The sequence below is a fragment of the Nocardia sp. GP40 genome (genome assembly GCF_050434125.1).
GTDB classification, from domain to species: domain Bacteria; phylum Actinomycetota; class Actinomycetes; order Mycobacteriales; family Mycobacteriaceae; genus Nocardia; species Nocardia albiluteola.
Window position 1 is genome coordinate 1 of record NZ_JBNPVW010000006.1, and the last position, 18,028, is coordinate 18,028.

18 protein-coding genes and 2 pseudogenes are annotated in these 18,028 nt (G+C 67.9%); 8 read left to right on the forward strand and 12 right to left on the reverse strand.

The genetic code is table 11. From position 1 onward, the window contains the following. Window positions 1-125: 125 nt before the first annotated feature. The 4 genes and pseudogenes from ABH933_RS18835 to ABH933_RS18850 all read right to left on the reverse strand — a co-directional run. Window positions 126-2,677: pseudogene (locus ABH933_RS18835) on the reverse strand (Tn3 family transposase); the annotation flags it as partial. Window positions 2,678-2,718: 41 nt separating this feature from the next. Beyond that, entirely contained in the window at window positions 2,719-2,979 is a 261-nt protein-coding gene (locus ABH933_RS18840; RefSeq protein WP_429423495.1) for a hypothetical protein, read from the reverse strand. An 18-nt stretch (window positions 2,980-2,997) separates the two neighbouring features. Further along, window positions 2,998-4,188 carry a recombinase family protein gene (locus ABH933_RS18845; protein WP_429423771.1) on the reverse strand — a complete coding sequence of 397 codons (1,191 nt, stop codon included), beginning with the start codon at window positions 4,186-4,188 and terminating at the stop codon, window positions 2,998-3,000. 35 nt (window positions 4,189-4,223) lie between these two features. After that, window positions 4,224-4,373: pseudogene (locus tag ABH933_RS18850) on the reverse strand (transcriptional regulator); the annotation flags it as partial. Between the two features lie 138 nt (window positions 4,374-4,511). On the opposite strand from ABH933_RS18850, the gene ABH933_RS18855 reads away from it, so the two are divergent. Both ABH933_RS18855 and ABH933_RS18860 read left to right on the forward strand, forming a co-directional pair. Beyond that, entirely contained in the window at window positions 4,512-5,417 is a 906-nt protein-coding gene (locus ABH933_RS18855; protein ID WP_429423497.1) for an MBL fold metallo-hydrolase, read from the forward strand. Window positions 5,418-5,443: 26 nt separating this feature from the next. After that, window positions 5,444-6,883 (forward strand): carboxylesterase/lipase family protein, encoded by a 1,440-nt coding sequence (locus ABH933_RS18860; protein ID WP_429423498.1) that lies wholly within the window; start codon window positions 5,444-5,446, stop codon window positions 6,881-6,883. Window positions 6,884-7,254: 371 nt separating this feature from the next. Here ABH933_RS18860 and ABH933_RS18865 read toward each other — a convergent pair whose 3' ends face one another. Then, entirely contained in the window at window positions 7,255-8,262 is a 1,008-nt protein-coding gene (locus tag ABH933_RS18865; protein ID WP_429423499.1) for a helix-turn-helix transcriptional regulator, read from the reverse strand. Between the two features lie 102 nt (window positions 8,263-8,364). Here ABH933_RS18865 and ABH933_RS18870 point away from each other — a divergent pair, with 102 nt between their 5' ends. Then, window positions 8,365-9,645, forward strand: a complete 1,281-nt coding sequence (locus ABH933_RS18870) for an FAD-dependent oxidoreductase (protein ID WP_429423500.1) — start codon at window positions 8,365-8,367, stop codon at window positions 9,643-9,645. Here the strand turns inward: ABH933_RS18870 and ABH933_RS18875 are convergent. Then, window positions 9,636-10,052 (reverse strand): MerR family transcriptional regulator, encoded by a 417-nt coding sequence (locus ABH933_RS18875; RefSeq protein WP_429423502.1) that lies wholly within the window; start codon window positions 10,050-10,052, stop codon window positions 9,636-9,638. The genes ABH933_RS18870 and ABH933_RS18875 overlap by 10 nt on opposite strands. A gap of 47 nt (window positions 10,053-10,099) precedes the next feature. Here ABH933_RS18875 and ABH933_RS18880 point away from each other — a divergent pair, with 47 nt between their 5' ends. The 3 genes from ABH933_RS18880 to ABH933_RS18890 all read left to right on the forward strand — a co-directional run bounded on the left by ABH933_RS18880 (window position 10,100) and on the right by ABH933_RS18890 (window position 13,062). Next, on the forward strand, window positions 10,100-11,056 hold the full coding sequence (locus tag ABH933_RS18880) for an MBL fold metallo-hydrolase (protein WP_429423503.1): 957 nt from the start codon (window positions 10,100-10,102) through the stop codon (window positions 11,054-11,056). Between the two features lie 623 nt (window positions 11,057-11,679). Next, a complete protein-coding gene (locus ABH933_RS18885) occupies window positions 11,680-12,048 on the forward strand; it encodes a nuclear transport factor 2 family protein (RefSeq protein ID WP_429423505.1) in 369 nt (122 codons plus the stop codon). Between the two features lie 183 nt (window positions 12,049-12,231). Next, a complete protein-coding gene (locus ABH933_RS18890) occupies window positions 12,232-13,062 on the forward strand; it encodes an alpha/beta fold hydrolase (protein ID WP_429423506.1) in 831 nt (276 codons plus the stop codon). 89 nt (window positions 13,063-13,151) lie between these two features. Here the strand turns inward: ABH933_RS18890 and uppS are convergent, their stop codons facing one another. From uppS to ABH933_RS18905, 3 genes are read right to left on the reverse strand one after another with little or no spacing between them, the layout of a single operon-like run. Continuing rightward, window positions 13,152-13,619: a polyprenyl diphosphate synthase gene (gene uppS, locus ABH933_RS18895; protein WP_429423507.1), complete on the reverse strand. Its 468-nt coding sequence runs from the start codon at window positions 13,617-13,619 to the stop codon at window positions 13,152-13,154. A gap of 34 nt (window positions 13,620-13,653) precedes the next feature. Next, the gene (locus tag ABH933_RS18900) at window positions 13,654-14,247 is read right to left on the reverse strand and encodes a TetR/AcrR family transcriptional regulator (protein WP_429423508.1); all 594 of its coding nucleotides are present in this window, start codon (window positions 14,245-14,247) and stop codon (window positions 13,654-13,656) included. After that, complete coding sequence (locus ABH933_RS18905) at window positions 14,244-14,702, reverse strand: DUF6640 family protein (RefSeq protein WP_429423509.1); 459 nt, start codon at window positions 14,700-14,702, stop codon at window positions 14,244-14,246. The genes ABH933_RS18900 and ABH933_RS18905 overlap by 4 nt, the downstream gene beginning before the upstream one ends. Window positions 14,703-14,784: 82 nt before the next feature. Here ABH933_RS18905 and ABH933_RS18910 point away from each other — a divergent pair, with 82 nt between their 5' ends. Together ABH933_RS18910 and ABH933_RS18915 are read left to right on the forward strand one after the other, a co-directional pair. Further along, on the forward strand, window positions 14,785-14,907 hold the full coding sequence (locus ABH933_RS18910) for a hypothetical protein (protein WP_429423510.1): 123 nt from the start codon (window positions 14,785-14,787) through the stop codon (window positions 14,905-14,907). Window positions 14,908-14,977: 70 nt separating this feature from the next. Next, on the forward strand, window positions 14,978-15,265 hold the full coding sequence (locus ABH933_RS18915) for a hypothetical protein (protein WP_429423511.1): 288 nt from the start codon (window positions 14,978-14,980) through the stop codon (window positions 15,263-15,265). A 100-nt stretch (window positions 15,266-15,365) separates the two neighbouring features. Here the strand turns inward: ABH933_RS18915 and ABH933_RS18920 are convergent, their stop codons facing one another. The 3 genes from ABH933_RS18920 to ABH933_RS18930 form a co-directional block, all read right to left on the reverse strand. Then, the gene (locus tag ABH933_RS18920; RefSeq protein WP_215919899.1) at window positions 15,366-15,839 is read right to left on the reverse strand and encodes a MerR family transcriptional regulator; all 474 of its coding nucleotides are present in this window, start codon (window positions 15,837-15,839) and stop codon (window positions 15,366-15,368) included. Between the two features lie 19 nt (window positions 15,840-15,858). Next, entirely contained in the window at window positions 15,859-16,731 is an 873-nt protein-coding gene (locus ABH933_RS18925) for an SDR family NAD(P)-dependent oxidoreductase (protein WP_429423512.1), read from the reverse strand. A 247-nt stretch (window positions 16,732-16,978) separates the two neighbouring features. Next, window positions 16,979-18,010, reverse strand: coding sequence for a sigma-70 family RNA polymerase sigma factor (locus tag ABH933_RS18930; protein WP_429423513.1), 1,032 nt, complete (start codon window positions 18,008-18,010; stop codon window positions 16,979-16,981). Between the last annotated feature and the right edge of the window lie 18 nt (window positions 18,011-18,028).

The following is an 18,028-nucleotide window of genomic DNA, read 5'->3' on the forward strand; positions in this document are numbered from 1 at the left end:
CACCGATCCTTCGGACAAGCCACAACCCGGACCTACCACCACTCAGTCTAACGACGGACTCCCAACTGCCTCTTGACATAAAGGGGAGCCATTACAGGATGTCGATGAGAGAGTCTGGGGCCAGGTCAGAAGAGGGTGTCGCGGACCCGCAGCGGCCGGTACCCGGTCGGGCCGAGCTGGGCGAGTTCGCCTTCGATGTCGACCTCGATCGCGCCGAAGAAGTTGATGTTGGCGCTGTGCGTCGGGGAGATGTGGGCCAGGACCTCATCGTCGATCCGCTGTCCGGCCCTGCGCATCTGCTCCACTGCCAGCCCGTAATACTCTGTGGTCCAAGCGATTACCGCGTTGGTGGCCAGGGTCAGGCACCAGGCTTGTTCGGCCTGCTGCTCGATGTGGCGCGCCCGGATCATGCCCTCGTGGGCATAGAGCAGGTCGCGGCGCAGCGCGTGCAGCGATTCGCCCTTGTTGAGCTGACGCGAGATCTTCCGCCGATAGTCCGGGTCGGAGAGGTATTTGGCGGCGTAGATGGTGCGCCGCAGCGCCCCGTATTCCTTGAGCGCGGCCGCGAGAGTGTTCTGGCGCCCCGAGGCCGAGAGCTTGCCGACCAGCAGCGACGCAGTGGCGTGTCCGAACTTCAGCGAGCCGGCCAACCTGAGTAGATCGTCCCAGTGCCTGGCGATCAACTCCAGGTTCAGCTTGCGGGTCAGCAAAGGCCCCACCTGCGCGAACCGCGCCTCGGCGTCGGCGCGGGGCTCGCACCGATACAAGGTGATCCGGCCCAGGTCCCGTATCCGCGGCGAGAGCTGCATCCCCAGCAGGTCGAACAGGCCGAAGTTCACCAGCGTGACCCCGTGGGTGTCGGTGGCGTGCTCGGTGATCGGCAGATCGGTGGCGTTGCCCAGGATCTCGTCGAGCACGTAGTGGGCTTCGCGTTTGGTGGCCACGATGACCTTGGTGCCGTAGGTGGCGTGGGTGTCGGTGACGTGAGTGTAGGTCGACAGGCCCTGATCGGCGAAGTAGCGGCTCATCGGCCGTGCCGTGGTCGATTTCCCGCGCGTCGGGAAGCGTTGCCCGTCACTGGAAGACAGTGTGCCCGCCCCGAACACCGAGGTCAGCGGCAGATGCTGGTGATAGTCGATCAACACCCCATTCGCCGCGCGCAACGTTTCCTCGCGCACATACCATTCGTTCGTCCAGGACAGGATGTCGTAGGTGATGCCGCAGGCCTCGGCCATCCGCGTCAACCCCAGGTTCGTCGAATGCGCCAGCAGCACCGCGATCAGGTTGCGTTTCAACTCGGGGCTGCGGGTGCCTTGGCCGCCGCGGTGGGTGAAGCAGTTCAGGTAGTGCGTGCGTTTGTCCAGCTCGATCAGCAGCGACACGATCGGCGCGAAGGGCAGCATCTCGGTCAGCTCGGCCTTGAGCGAGACCGCCTCGGCCGGAACATCTTCCGCGGTCAACGGCGAGATGATCAGATCACCGGACTCCTCGTCCAGGCGCACCGGCCCCGCACCCTCAGCCAGCACGGTCTCCAGCTCACCGAGCGCGGCGTGCAGCTCGGCGACGGCGGCGGCGAGGGCGACGCCGGGATCGGCGGCCCGGCCGACCAGGCGGCAGAACTCCTCACGCTGGGGTTCCCACTGATCGGCGGTGAGCAGGTAGGTGGCGGGGTCGGCGTAACGGCGCGAGCCGGGCACGAACACATCCCCGCTGCGCAACCCGTCTCGCAGGCCCAGCAGCACGCACAGCTCCCAGTAGTGCCGATAGGCGGTGGCGCTGCCAGTCTTTCGGGCTTGGTCGAGGTAGCCGCGCCATTTCGTCGGTACGAACCCGGCTGGGGCGTCGTCGAAGACCTTGCGCCGACCGGTGGCATTGAGTTCGCGCAGCATCGCGACCGCAATCAGCAGCTCGGTCGCCGCGGTCCCGCCGGCGAAGCGCACCGATTCGAGCACTGCCGGGGTGAACTGCGCAGATAGTTGTAACTGGAGTCCAGGGCGGCCAGATGCCCGTGATCGCGGGGAAGGCGCGGCTTGGCTTGAGCAAGCGCGGCGCGCAGGCGTTCCCAGCCGATCTTCTCCCCGCGGATCAGCGCGCCGATCTCCTCATCTGCTACCGCCGGGTCGGTGACGATCGCCAACAGGTCATCGAGCAGGGCTTGGCGGTCCTCGCCGGATTTGCCGCGCTCGGCCAGCTCCTGCTGCATCTTGCGTTCGGCGGCACCGAATTTCGCCGAGATCGCCTGATCGAACAACGCGACCACTTCATCGAGCACATCGGTGCCAGACTGGGCGAGCACGGTGAGCAGGATCGGATACCGGCGCTGCGGATCGCGGCGCTCGAGGGTCTGCGGAGTCAGCCGACGCCCCATCCCAGCCAGGAACCGGCGCCGCTCGGCGGGCAGCACCGACATATCCAGGCGATCGGCACCCAACCCGCGCAGGAACGCCAGCTTGTCGACCTCGGCGCGCACCGCCGCCGCCGAAGCCTCGACCGGCCCGGTCGACAGCCACCGCAACCGCGAGACCCCCAACGAGGCGTCGGTGACCAGTAGTGCGTCCAACTCGGCGCAGCGGGCGGGGGTGAACTCGTGGGCCAGGCGGTCATAGGTCTCACGCTGGGCCTGCTCGCGAGCGTGGGCGATGCGTTCGACCATGCTCACCGGGCCCGGCCGGATCACCGGCCGCAGACTCCGCAGGCACCAGAATCCGGGGAGAAAGATCACGCGGCGACGGTAATGGGCTCGACCACGATCCGGGACCGGTCGAACACCGGCCCCCGGGTCGTGGCGGGCGTGATCTTCACCCGCTTGCCGTGCAGGGCGCGTTTGAACATCGACCGCTTCTCGCCCACGTTCGCCGCCTCCCACCGCGCAATCCACACTTCCAGGGACTCCGCGCGCGCCTCTGCGGAGTCATCGACCACCCGCGTCGCATCGATCGCATCCAGCGTGGTCCGCAACTCGGCGATCCGCCGATCCAACGGTGTGACAGCGGCGTCCTAGCGTTGCAGGCTGATCTCTCCGCGCCCGAGCCGCCCGGACAACTCGGTCGCCAGTTCCTCGGACCGGGCCAGCTCGTCGGCGACCGGCCGCCGCTTGGCCGCCACCGCGACCGCTGCGGCGTTCATCGCCTCCACATGGCGCGGGTCCGACAGGATGGTGACCACCAGCTTCCCGATCGCGGTATCCAGCAGCCGCATATCCACCGACACCTTGTTGCACCCGCCGCCGGTCAACCGCTTCTGGCACCAATACCGCCGCCGCGTCTCCCCGTCGGGATACGGTGCCCGCTTGTACTGCGGACGCCCGGTCAGCCCGCGACCACAGTTCCCGCACTGCACCAGACCCGAACACACGTACTCCCCGGTGGCGGGTCGTCCCTTGCCGCGCCCGGCGAACAATCCGGTCAGCCGGTTCCAATCCGATTCGCTGATCAGCGCGGGACCCTCGGTCCGTGCGATGTTTTCTCCCAGATACTGCACATAGCCGCCGTTGCGCGGATTGGCCGCGACCCGCTTCACTTTCTCCCCGCTCCATCGTGCGCCGACCGAGGTCGTGATGCCCCGATTGTTGAGATCGATCGCGATCTTCTTCATGCTCTCCCCGGCCAGGATCCGGCGCACCATCTCCCGGATCACCGCGGCCTCGGATTCGCGGACCGTCATGCCGTCGCGTTCGTAACCGAACGGGCGATGGGTGTGGTTGGACTCCCCGCGCGTGGCCTTGACCCGCTTGCCGCGCTTCACGCGCGTCGACAACCGATCCGACTCGTACGCTGCCGCATTCAACTGATCGCGAAAAGACTTGCGGCCGTTGGCAGTCGACAGGTCGTACTCGCCCTCACTGTCCAACACCAGCAGACCGCGTTCGGCCGCCAGGATCAGCCGTTCCCCCTCGATCGGCCGACGAGAGAACCGCGCCATGTCGAACACGATCACCCCACCAGTCGCGCCCGACTCCAACCGCTTCATCAACGCTTCCCACGCCTTACGCTCCACCCGCGGATTCCACGCCGAGCGCCCCTCGTCGACGAACACCTCCCCGACCGCCGCACCCAGCTCCGCCACCCGGACTTCGCAGTCTTCGACCTGTCCGCCCGTGGACCGCTGCCGGTCATCCCCGATACGCGACACCCGCGCACAGATATCCAGAACTGTGCGGTTACCGCCCGTGACCTGGCCATTCGCCATCACGATCACTCCCTTGGCTAAGGGGCTACTAATCCAATAGTAGCCCCCGCCAGCTGGGCCAGCTCCTCGCGACGCAGCCCGGCCACCCGCCTGCGAGGTCCGGTTTCGCGCAAGCCGACGTCCTCCGGTCGCAGCCGCGCCCGTCGGGCTTGGAGGAACTCGCCGAGTGGTCCAGGTCCGTCCATTTCTCCAGTATCCGGAGCACAGCCCGACCGCAGCCACACCCTGCCGGGGGTAGGACAACGCGGGAGTGGTTCGTCCGAATCCTCGTGCACAGACTCGATCGCATCGGGCCACGCGCCCCCAATCCGAGGACGGATCACATGGAGCAGATCACCCTGGGCGACGTCACCGTCACCCGCATCAAAGAGTTCTACGGCTCGGTCGAGATGACTCCGGACCAGTTCTTTCCGGACAGCCCTGACGGCTCGTGGGACGAGCACCGCGGCGAGCTGGTTCCGGACTTCTGGAACCTGGAGGCCGATGAGTGTCACTCGGCCATCCAGTCCTGGGTGCTGCGCAGCGAGGGCCGCACAATCCTCATCGACACCGGCGTGGGCAACCACAAGGATCGGCCCTACGCGCCGGTGTGGAGCCGCCTGAACACGAACTATGTCGACAATCTCGCGGCTGCCGGCGTGCGGCCCGAAGAGGTCGACATCGTAGTCAACACACACCTGCACATCGACCATGTCGGCTGGAACACCCGGCTCGACGGCCGAACCTGGGTGCCGACCTTCCCGAACGCCACATACCTGATGACGCGACGGGACTTCGAGTTCTGGAACCCGGTCAACGGATACGAAACCGTGTTCGGCCGCGGCAACCAGAACGTTTTCGAGGACAGCGTCACGCCGGTCCACCAGGCGGGGCTGGCCCACCTGTGGGATGGGTCGTATCGGATCGACAAGAACCTGCGGCTCGACCTGGCTCCAGGGCACACCCCGGGCTCGTCCGTGCTCACCCTGGAGTCCGGCGGCGATCGAGCACTGTTCGTCGGGGATCTGGTGCACACCCCGCTGCAGATCGTGGAGCCGGAGACCAACTCCTGCTTCTGTGAGGATCCGGCGGAGTCCCGGGCTACCCGGCACAAGCTGCTCGGCTGGGCTGCAGAGAACAACGCGCTCGTCTTTCCCGCACACTTCGGCGGCCAAGGCGCCGCGCAGGTCGAGCGCACCGGGTCGAAGTTCGCGATCAAGGAGTGGGCGGGCTTCTCCCGCATCTCCTGATGTCCCCCAGAAAGGAAGCGTTTCCCATGCCTCAGCATGCAGCCCCGGTCGTCGAAACTCCGGCCGGTGCCGTGCGCGGCGTCCGCGACGGGGCCGGTGAACTCTACCGTGCGATCCCCTACGCAGCAGCCCCGATCGGTCCCGGCCGTTTCGCTCCACCCGCGCCGCACCCGGGCTGGTCCGGTGTCCGCGACGGCACGCAGCCCTCGCCGACCGCCCCTCAGCCGACCCGCGACTTCGGCCTGCTGGACATGACCCCCTACTTCGGGCCGGGCTGGGTACGAGGCGAGGAATACCTGACCGTCGACATTCGCACGCCTGCCGCCGACGGCGGCGAACGACCCGTCATGGTCTTCGTGCACGGCGGCGGTTTCGTCACCGGCTCGACCCGCGCCGCGCTCTACGACGGCAGCGCCTTCGCCCGCGACGGCGTCGTCCTCGTGACGGTGAACTACCGCCTCGGCATCCCCGGCTTCCTCGACCTGGCCGGCGCGCCACCCAACCGCGGCCTGCTCGACGTGCTCGCCGCACTCGACTGGGTGCGGGACACGGTTACAGCGTTCGGCGGTGACCCGGAAAATGTCACATTCTTCGGCCAGTCCGCAGGAGCCACGCTCACCGGCGCGCTGCTCGCAACACCGGAGGCCAACGGTCTGTTCCGGCGGGCGATCATCCAGAGCGGCAGCGGCACAGGTGCCTTCACCCCGGAGCAGGCGCAGCGGGTCACTGCCACGGCGGCCACCGCGCTGGGCGTCGAACCGACCGCCGAGGCGTTCGCCGGGGTTCCGGACGAGCGTTTCCTGGAGATCCTGCCCGCACTGGCCGGCCTCGACCTGCAGACCAGCACCGCCACAGACCCGCTGGTCGGGCTCAGCCCGTTCAGCCTGGTCCTGCCGGTCCAGCCCGCCGACGGTCTCGCCGACGGCCCCGCAGCCGACGTCGACCTGCTCATCGGCACCAACACCGAGGAGGGGCACCTCTACCTTGTACCGCAGGGCAAGCTGGAGTCCTCCACGGAGGCCGACGTGCACGCCATCGCCGCACGGGTGCACGGGGACCCGATCACCGCCATCGCCGCGCACCGCGCAGCACGGCCCGACGCGACAACGGGCGAACTACGTTCCGCCATACTCGGAGAGGCTCTGTTCGGGGCCGGAACGGCGCGCATGGCGCAGGTCCACGCGCGGATCTCGGGCGGCCGCACACATGTCTACTCGTTCGGGTACCGCTCGACGGCCCTGCACGGACGACTCGGTGCCGCCCACACCGTCGAGCTGCCTTTCGTGTTCGACATTGCCGACAAGCCGTGCCTGCACAGCGACACAGCCCTGCTCGGCCCAAATCCTGCCCCGGCCGGCCTCGCGGCTCAGATACACGCTGCCTGGGTTGCGTTCGCCAGAACCGGGGACCCGGGGTGGGCCACCTACGATCCGCAACGACCAGTGGTGGAGATCCTCGGATGCTGAGCCTGCTCAGCGGACAGGTGCGCAACCTGTTGCCGACGTCCGGGCAAACCGGTCACGCCGTCACTGCTCGGCTGTGGTTATAGGCATGTGGGGTCCAGTTGGCCGGAAACTGGCGTTAGCGAAGGTTGGCGACTGAAACGCTTTGCTGTGGAGGTCAATTCGCTGGATCGGTGGGTGCTGGCGGGCGGGGCGGCGAGCCGGCCGGGGATCACGTCACGGTCGGGCACTCGTTCGAAACGTTCGTTGTAGACAACGAATCCGTTCTCGTCGTGGGCGATGGTGCGGATGGATTCGCCGTCGGCGCGCCGAGCGAGGATGACGCGGCGCTCGGCGGCATCGATGACGTGGGGCCACGAGCGTTCGGTAATCGTTTATTCAACGGTGAGTTCTTCCGTCTGGATGCTGGCGTAGCGGTGCGCGATGTGGTGGCAGGCGTGAAGGAGTTCGGGTGGATGCACGTCGGTGAGGTCGGTGTCGAAGGTGGCGAGGATTCCGGCGATGCCGGCCCAGGACCAGGCCCCGAGGGTGAGGCGGCAGTGGTCGGTGTCGAGGTGTTCGACGACGGAGCCGCCGGGTGCCCAGCGGGCCACGATGTGGGCGGGCAGGTTGAGGCGTGCGCTGCCGGTGCATTGCCAGTCTGCGGGGGTGTCGCCACGGTCGTGGCTGCTCATCACGAAGTGCGCGAGGTCGTCGCCGGGGAGTTCGCGGGGTGCGAAGCCGCGGGTGGTGGGCCGCGGGTACAGTCGGTCCACCCGGTGTACTCGCCAGTGGTGGTCTTCGAGGTCGTAGGCGATGAGGTACCACCGCCCCGCCCACACCACGAGGTGGTGGGGCTCGATCCGGTGAGCTGCTGCGAAGTCCGGCTCGCCAGGGGCCGGGCGCGTCCCGTCGGGGCGGAGAACTTCGCTGATGAGGATATGGCGGAGCCGCACGGCGGTGCCGACGGCGGTGAGCGCGGTGGGGTCGATCGGATGTGCGGGGAACTCCCAGTAGTTGTGCAGCCTGGTCAGGCGTAGGGATTCCATGGCGGCTCGTAGCGTGTCGGGTATGGCTTGCTGCAAGGTGGCCAGCGCCCTGGCGGTGTCGTCCTGCAGGCCGAACACGGAGCTAGGTGCGGTTTGCAGCGCGATCGCGATCGCGAGTGCTTGGTCGTGGTCGAGCAGCAGCGGCGGCAGGGTGTGTCCGGTGCCGAGCCGGTAACCGCCGTCCGGGCCTCGGACGGTCAGGACCGGGTATCCGAGCTCGCGCAAGGTGTCCAGGTCGCGTCGCACGGTGCGTTCGCTGACCGTGAGTCGGGCGGCGAGATCCCGCAGCTGCCATGTCCCGCGTGAGCCGAGCAGGGACAGCAGCCGCAGCGCCCGGTGTGACGTACTGGCCATTGCGTAATCGTGCCATCCGTACTGGCCATTCGGTGTCCACTACTGCTGGCATCGTCTGCGTCAACAGCGATTTATCGGTCGACGGCGGAAAGGCGGTTGAGCATGCGTGTTGTCGTGGTGGGGGGAGGGATCGGCGGGCTCGCACTGGGTGCGGGATTGCGCCGGGCCGGCTATGAGGTGGCGGTGTTCGACCGCGACACCGACGTCGCCGCGACCGGCGGTTACCACATCACCCTCGACGAGCGAGCCCAGTCGGCGCTCGCGCGGCTGGTGGCACCGGAAATCATGCGCCGACTGCTGGCCTCGGGATCGGCACTGCGCCTGCGGGACCGGGACATGTTCTGGGACTACCGCGGGCGCCTGCTCGGACATGGTCCAGACCTGTCCGCCAGCGCGAGCATCGACGTCGACCGCATCACGCTGCGCACGCTGTTGGCGGAGGCCGTCGACGGGGATCTGCAACTCGGGCGGACCGTGTCGGACGTCGGTACCGACCAACATGGGATGCCGCGGGTCATATTCATCGACGGCACGTCGGTCACCGCGGACCTGGTGGTCGGCGCCGACGGAACCCACTCGGTCGTCGGCCGCCACCTGGCGGCAGGCCCGACCAACCACCCGACCGGCATCATCGGATTCTCCGGCCGCACCCGGCGCACCGACCTCAGCATCGCCGAGCAGCAGCGGCTCGGGACCCGCTCGACGACGGGCATCGGCCCACGAGGCGCCGCGCTCTACGTCGGGTTCCTCGACCCGGTCGGCAACGCCGCGCTCGATGCCCCCGAGCTGAGCATGTCGATCACGACTGACCCGACCTACATCTGGGGGGCGATGTTCCCCGAATCCGCCCAAATCGACTCCCTGCGCGAACTGCGCGGCGGCGCGTTGCAGACCGCTCTGCTCGATCGGTTCCGTGACCGCAACTGGGCCGGCCACACGCTGGAAGTTATCGCTCGCGCCGATCTCGCCAGCGTGGCCGCGTTCCGGTTCAACGCCGCCTCGACTCGCGCCACCGACCTCGCACCGTGGGCCGCAGGCCGTATCACCGCTCTCGGTGACGCCGTGCACGCCACACCACCCACCGCCGGCATGGGCGCCGGCGCGGCCATACAAGACGCAGCCGACCTACTCGCCCAGCTCGACACCCTCTCCGACGGCACCACGACCATTACCGACGCGATCGGGCGCTACGAAGAGCAGATGCGCCAGCGCGGCGGCGAGGTCCTCTCCGCGGCTATGAAAACTGTCCGGCTGATCCTGGCCACCAACACCACCCTCGGCGCCTTGGCCACCGCCACGCTCAGCCCGCTCGTAGCCGCGGCCACCCGGCTTCGACACGCACCCCGGCCCGTCCCGCGGGCCCGGTGCAGCTGTCACGGCTGAGCCGGGAATCGGCTCATGGGGTGCTCGGCCGCGACGAACTCCGCACACTGCGGGCATTCGGCGATGACGGGGTGCCGGCACGCTGCGAGATGATCCAGGAAACGGTCGGTGGCCTGCAGCAGGGCGATGCGCTCGCGCACCTCGGCGCGGCGCGCGGCCACCCGCGCCACGCGTTCGTCCCGGGTGCTGACGCCCAGTTCGCGGATCTGTTCGAGAGACAGGCCGGTCCGCTGCAACGTCCGGATCACGCGGGCCTGGTCGAGAGTCTGGCCGTCGTAGCTGCGATGCCCCGAAGGGGTGCGCCCGGGTACCAGTACGCCCATCGATTCCCAATGCCGCAGCACATGTGCCTCGATGCCGAGCACAGCCGCCGCGTCCCCGATTTTCATCGCCTCGTCCGTGGTCACGATTCACCCCTTTACTTCATGTCGACCTCAAGTATTACCGTGTCGCCATGTCTGATCCAGTACGCTCTCCCAGCCTGCTCGAATGTTGCACCGCCGCAATCGGTTCGGTCTACGGCGCGGTGCGCCCGCGCCGAGCCGACGAGCGGTTCCTGCAGTCGATCACCGACGCCGGGCTACCCGATCCCGAGCGCACGGTCACCGTCACCGCGTTGGCGCAGGTGCCGCGTTCGGTGCCGACGGCCGCCGTCGTGGAGGGGGTGTTCTCACCGCGCCGGATCGAGAATGCGCTGACCTCCTTCGTCATCCGGCATCCCGAGGCGTGTTTCGTCGTCGATCCGAGTTACTGTCTCGATGCCGAACAGCGCGCCATCGCACAACTGCCCGCCGTGTTGCGCACGGCCGTGCGGCCGCCGGCGGACACCGTCGCGACGATCACCGCCCTGCGGGCCCAGCCGGATCTGCCCGCACTCGATTTCGCACTGCCGACGCACGCACACTGGGACCACGTGTGCGGCCTGCTCGATCTGCCGGATCTGCCGGTGCATCTGCACAGCGTCGAGTACCGGTGGATTACCTCCGAACCGGTGGCGCCCGTCGGCGGCGTGCGCGACTCCCTGCGCGAACGCACCGTGGTCCGCTACGACCTGGACGGCCCACCGGTGCTGACCTTCCCGCGCAGCCACGATCTGTTCGGCGACCGCAGCGTGTTGCTGGTGGATCTGGCCGGCCACACCCCCGGTAGCGTCGGGATCCTCGCGCATACCCCGCGTGGCTGGGTACTGCTGGCAGGCGATGCGGCATGGCACCATCTGCAGATCGACACGCTCCGCCAAAAGTCCAGCTACCCCGGTGGTTTGGCCGACGACGACCGCGACGAGACCTTCCGGACCCTGCACCGTCTGCACCGCGTGCGGCACACCGTCACGATCGTCCCCACCCACGATCACGACGCCGCGCAGCACTTCGCGACACCCGATACCCACCCTGCGACGCCGTTGGCGTAACTCGACCCGGGACGAGCCGCTGCTCTGATGGGTTGTTGAAGATCAGGTTGGCGACTGGTGGCCGACGCCGATGTGCCGGATATTCGGGGCGGGCGGCGGGTGATCATCCAGAGCGCCAGATCTATTCAGCTGGTGACACCGCCCGCAGTCACCAGGTTTCCATCGTCGACGACTCGCGCGTCGATCACCTTGCCTACGCCAAGACCTCGGCCTGCCCGCTCAGGCCACGAAGTCGGCCACGCTCCGCCAGCTCGTCCTCCAAGCACCGGCACCTGTCGTCGCCGACGCCCTCGGATTCTCCGCCAAGCACATGACCCGGGTCTGGGGCGAGGCCGGTGGCAGCTGGACGACCTACTCCACCAGGGGAACCGGCCGAGACTCAACGAGGTGATCCGGGGGAATGCAGACCAGTTGAATACGGATCCTTACCAGTCTCGACCCCCTGCCAGCATCGGCGTCGGGGTGCCGGCGCCCGGCGGGTTGGTCCGTTCCGGGGTCGTGGCCGGGGCGGGGCGGCGAGTGCACACGCCGGTAGGCGGTACCTAAGTGCGACAGATTCCGGGGGGTTCGGATCTCCATAACGTAGTGCTCACAACGCAGCAAGCACTACGAAGGAGAAGGCAATGAGCGACGTGAACGAGCTGGTCGAGGGCTACCTGGCGGCCTGGAACGCCACCGAGCCGCAGGCGCGCAAGGCACTGGTTGCCAGTGTGTTCGCCGAGGATGCCGGCTACACCGATCCGTTGGTCGCGGTCGCCGGGCATGCCGGTCTGGAGGCCACCATCGCCGCGGTGCAGGGGCAGTTCCCGGGGTTGGAGTTCAGCCTCGGCGGACCGGTCGACGCCCACCACGACATCGCGCGGTTCACCTGGCACCTCGGACGCCCCGGCGGTGAGCCGCTGGTCATCGGATTCGACGTCGCGGTGATCGGCGCGGACGGCCGGATCATCCAGGTGCTCGGATTCCTGGACAAGGTGCCCGCGGGCGCCTGAGCCAGTGACCCGGGTCCGTCGGTCGCCGCCGCAACGACGGTGGCGGCCACCGGACCGGTGATCACGGGCAGCACTTCTGCCCACTCGAAATCCGCTGCGGCGCTTCGTCGCTCATCATCACATCATTCTGCAGACTCATCTCGAGATCACCGAGATCCACCGCTCCAGCAGGAAGGCCCTCCCATGCCATACCTCACCGTCGCCGCAGACGTGAACATCTTCTACAAGGACTGGGGTACGGGCACCCCAGTGGTCTTCCTGCACAGCTGGTCGCTGAGCTCAGCCATGTGGCAGTACGAAATGGTCCGCCTGGCCGAGGCGGGGCTGCGGACCGTCGCCTACGACCGCCGCGGCCACGGCCGCTCCGAACAGCCTTGGGGCGGATACGATTTCGACACTCTCGCCGACGATCTGCAGTCCGTACTGCAGCAACTGGACCTGCGCGAGGTCACCCTGGTCGGGCACTCGACCGGCACCGCCGAAATCGTGCGCTATCTGGCACGTCACGGCTCCGAGCGGGTCGCTCGCATCGCACTGGTCTCCTCAGCGCTGCCGTACATGACGAAGACCGAGGACAACCCGCTCGGCATGGAGCCCGAAAGCTTCGATGCCCTGCGCACCATGTGGCGCAGTGATGTCCCGGGCTGGATCCGCGCCGTCTCCGAGCTCTTCTTCGGTGTCGGACTGCCCGAGAACACCATCTCCCAGGCGCTGATCGATTGGACGGTGGCTGACGCCAATTCGGTGGCCACCAATGCCATGCTGGGCCTGAGCCACAGCGTCACCGAGACCGACCACCGCGACGATCTGCGCGCCATCGACGTGCCCGCACTGGTCGTGCACGGCGCCGACGATCCCTTCAACCCGCTGAACCTGTGCGGGCAACTGACCGCAGAGCTCATCCCGGGCAGCGAGCTGAAGGTGTACGAGAACGCCTCCCACGGACTACACCTGACCCATATGGATCAGCTCAGCACTGACCTGCTCGAGTTCATCAAGACGGGGTGCCTGTAAGAATCGCGCCACACGAGGCAATACCCGCGCCTGGTAGTAACACCGCCGAAAGTCGGGCGGATATGGCCCGACCGCTAGCTGTTCCGGCCTCAGGCGCCGTATCTGCGGTGGCGGTCGGCGTAGCTGCGTAGTGCGCGCAGGAAATCGATCTCGCGGAAGGCGGGCCAATATGCCTCGCAGAAATGCAGTTCCGAGTAAGCGGTTTGCCACAGCAGGAAATTGGACAGGCGCTGTTCGCCGCTGGTACGGATGACCAGGTCCGGATCGGGTTGATCAGCGGTGTAGAGATATGCGGCAAGGTCGTCGACGGTCAGGTTGTCCGCAATCTCGCCGATCGTCTTGCCGTGGCTGACACCTTCGTAGAGCAGATCGCGGAACGCGTCGATGATTTCCTGACGGCCGCCGTAACCGATCGCGAGCGTGACGTGCGCGCCGGTGGCGCAGGCGCGGGTGGTCTCGACCGCCTGTTTCAGCGCTGCGGCGGTGGTGTCCGGCAGCAGGTCGAGCGATCCGGCAATATGCAGTCGCCACCGGGAATCGGGACGTCTAGTACACATTGCGTAGTTCGCGCCACGTAGTACGCGGCACGTACTATGGGATCACGCCGGTGGGCCGCAGCCCGTCCAGGGCGAGTTCGATGAAACGCCGCCAATCGCCGAATCCGCCGCGGGCGACCGCGGCCACGGCCCCGACGATCATGTAGAGGTCCGCAACCGTGGCATCGGCGCGGAGGGTGGCATCGGCGTGCCCTCGGGCCAGCAGTTCGGCACCGAGCGTGGCGAACTCGGCTCGGATCTCACCGCGGGGCTCGGTGTCGCCGAGGACCGATTCGATGGCGCCGGACAGTGCGCGCCCGCGCTCGTGCACCTGGGCGATGTGCGTGAACAGGTCCGTCAGCGCTTGGCGCACATCGGGATTCGGCATGCTGGAGCGGCGTGCGTACGCCATGATCTCCGCGAATCGCCGGTGCGCCACGGCTGCGATCAGCGCGCGGCGAGTCGGGAAATGCCGGTATATCGTGCCGACCCCGACCCCCGCGGCGCGCGCCACGTCGGCCATTTGGACCTCGTCGCCGCGCGCGGCGAACAGGGCGGCCGCGGTGTCGAGCACCTGATCGCGATTGCGCACAGCATCGCGCCGCTTGCGGGTGGGCGCGGCCTCGCCGATCGGGACGGGCTCACTCATCCCGCGATCCGGTGCGGCCGGGTCCGCTCCAGGCCCACCGCACCCGACAGCCCGAGAAGCATGACCAGCGCGATGAACAGCTGGAGGTCCAGCCCCAGGACCTTGTGCCCGGTGCACTCGAATTCGGGATCCTTCGCCGCCGTCCCGGGAAACAGCAGCGCACCCCACATCCCCAGCCAGGTCACCGACCCCAGCGCCGCCGCCAGATAGAACTGTGCCCGCGGATCTCCCTTGCGCCGCAACAGAATCCGCAATCCGATCGCCCCCGTCAGCATTCCCATCCCGATGTACTGCGCATCGTGGAACTTCGCATGCGGCGGCCATCCCGGATTGCGCAGATGCTGCCTCGCGACATCCGGAATCACCAGATCCGCCAGCAGCGGCCCGACCATGGTGTTCACCAGCACCGCACCGACGAGCGACCGCGGCACCGCCCGGACCCGTAGGGAACCCATCGAAACTCCTTTCACATTCGGAACCGGAATCCGATTCCGTATCCTGAAGATAGATCCCCCACCCGCCGCCGTCAAGGCTCGAATGCTCACGACCCCACCGAAAGGCACTGCCCTCGAACCCATTCCGGTAAAGCACTACCTGCACCATGTCGCACCCGCGCTGATGTCCGGTGAGATCACCGAGTTCTTCGCGCAATACCGCTGATCCCTTCAATGCCAACCCTCTCGAGCACCACGGTCCCCGGGGGCAGGTTTACGGATCTAAGACGGTTTCGATGACGAGGCCGATCCTGCTGGACGGCTGCACCGGACACATCAACTGCGCCAACTGCGTCCGCTGGGCCTTCCACTGGCGCGAAAAGGTCCTCGCCTCCCCGGCCGGGCACGCCACCCGAACTCCGGTCTGCGCGACGGGATTTCGGACACGTCAAGTGTCCAGAAAACTGGACCGAAACACGCGCGCTTCGCACCGGTTGGTGCTGTCCGGGTTCCGGGACGAGGCCGCCGGTCTCGAACGGGACACCAGCATCCGATGGGCCCACCGAGACGGCAACAACCCATGAAACGTGATCGCAGCAGGTTGGCGCCGTCGGCGCTGGTTGTTTCACAGGCGAACACCTATGAAACACGCTCACATCGGCCCCGTTGGACAGAGGGCGGGCGTCAGCCTTCCGGGTGTCCGTCGTAGACGCGGATTTTGTACTCGGTGGTCTCCAGCGCCAGGCCGAGCTCACGGATCTGCCGCGTGATTCGGTCTTTCTGGTCGAGCATGATGCGGCGGCGTTCCGGGATGGTGCTTGGGCCCTGCTCGACGAGCATGATGTAGCGCTTGAGGTCGGTCATGGTCATGCCGGACAGGCGCATCCGGGTGAGGAAGACGAGGCGGCGCAGGTCGAACGCGGAGTACTCGCGGTACCCGGAGGTGTTGCGAGCGGGCCGCACGAGTCCCTCCTGCTCGTAGTACCGGAGGGTGTGCGCCGACAGCCCGACGAGCCGGGCGGCCTCGGCGACACCCTTGGGCTTCGCCGAGTCCTCGATCGTGGCGTCGTCGAGCAGCTGGTGCAGCGCATCGATCGCCGACGTGGATGGCCCGTCGCCAGCGGCGAGGATGCGTTCGATCAGCGCTTCGGTGGCCATGGCTGACAGCGTACGGCGGTCAGAACGCGCGCACCGCGGGCCGCATGCCCGGGAAGTCTGCCGACTCGCTCACCGCCGCCCATTTCTCGACGTCGTCGAGCGCACTACGGTAGACGCGGGTGAGGTTGCGAACCGCCTCGGCACCGAGCGGGAGCCGCAGCGGCGCGCCGGGGGTGTCGAGCATGTCGCGGATCACCCGGGCGGCGCGTGCCGGGTCGCCTTCCTGGATGCCGTCGGCCTCGGCCATGTTCGCGCGCACCGCGCCGATGGTCTCGTCGTAGATCGAGTTCTGCTGCGCTGTGTTGAGCACGTCGGCGGCGTTGAACGCGGTGCGGAAGCGACTGGGCTCGACGATGAGGACGCGGATGCCGAACGGTGCGACTTCGCCCGCGAGCGCCTCCGACCAGCCTTCGAGCGCGAACTTGCCTGCCGAGTAGCTGCCGACGGCGGGGAACGACATCCGCCCGCCCTGGCTGCTCATCTGCACGATCGCGCCCGAGCGGCGCTCCCGCAGGTGGGGCAGCACGGCACGCACATAGGCGGCCGGGCCGAACAGGTGCTGCTCGAGCATGGCCCGCAGCGCGGCATCGGTGATCTCTTCGGCGGCACCGACCTGTCCGGCGCCGGCATTGTTGACGAGCACGTCGACGCGCCCGAACACCTCCAGCGCCCGCTGCACGACCGCGGCCGTTCCCGCCGTGTCGCGCACATCGTGCTCGATGGCGAGGAATCGATCCCCGTACCGCGCCTCGAGCCCGTCGAACCGGTCGGCCCGTCGCGCGGTCCCGATCACATGCTCGCCGGCCGCGAGTGCCGCCTCGGCGAGCGCCAGGCCGAGGCCCGAACTCGCGCCCGTGATGATCCATGTCTTCGTCTCGTTCGTCGTGGTCATGGCCCCGACGCTAAAGCTTCGAGTGCGCTTGAAAGCAAGCCGCGCTCAGGCTCGGGAGGCGACGAGCGGTCCGGCCCGCTTGATCCACTGCGTGACGATCGCGGTCTCGGCGCGGTGCACGCCGGGGAGCGCGCCGATGCGCTCGGCGAGGTACCGGTGCAGGTGGCTGCCGTCGGCGAGCGCGCAGATCCAGGCTGCCCCGCACTCTTCGGGCGCGGGACGGCAGGGTGGAATCAGAAGTCCGTCACTATGTTTCGGGGAGGGTTCGAGGCAGTCCGAAGCGCGTCATGATGCTGGTGTTGTGGAAGCCGGTGAGGGAGGTGATGGTATCGCCGGCGGTGGCGATGACCAGGAGGGAGTAGGCGTGGAAGACACCGGCGTGGGGGTCTGCCAGGTACACACCGAAGGCGGGCTGGCCGTTGGCGCGGGTCGGTACCACGCGGTAGGTGCGGCCGGGAACGAAGACGACGGCGGCGAGAAGCCGCTGGGCTGATTCGATGCCGCGGTATTCCAGCATGGCCGGGGGCATGGAGAGTCGTACATCGGCGACGAGCAGTTCGATCAGGGCGTCCAGATCGGCGCGTTCCATGGCATCGGTGAACCGGGCGACGAGCCGGTGTTCGGCGGCGGTGTCGGGTTGGCGTGCGGGCCCGCCGGTGCCGCTGGAGTCGGCGAGGTGGTTGTCGACGGTCGCGCGGGCGCGTTTGAGGGCGCTGTGCACCGATTCCTGAGTGGCATCGAGCATGCGGGCGACCTCGGTGGCGTGGTAGCCCAGGACGTCGCGCAGGACGAGCACGGCGCGCTGACGCGGGGGCAACAGTTGCAGGGCGGTGATGAAGGCCAGGGAAATGGCTTCGGTGGTCTCGTACCGGGCTTCCGGGCCGGGGCGCTGGTCGACGAGGTGGTCGAGCAGGACATCGGGATACGGCTCCAGCCAGGGCGGGGCCTCCCCGGCGCCGGTGGGCTCGGGCATCGCGGCCTCCCGCGGCGGGGGCGCGATGCGGGGGCGTCGGCTGTCGGCGCGCAACATGCTCAGGCACCGATTGGTCGCGATCCTGTAGAGCCAGGTCCGCAGCGAGGACCGCTCCCCGAACTCGCCGAGGTTACGCCAAGCGGACACGAGGGTCTCCTGGAGTGCGTCCTCGGCGTCCTGCAGCGACCCGAGGATGCGGTAGCAGTGCACCTGCAACTCGTGCGAGTGCATGTCCACCAGGTCGCGGAACGCATCGTGGTCGCCGGCCCGGGCCCGGGCGATCAGTTCCGTCGTATCCAACTCCATGGGCATGCATCCTCGCCT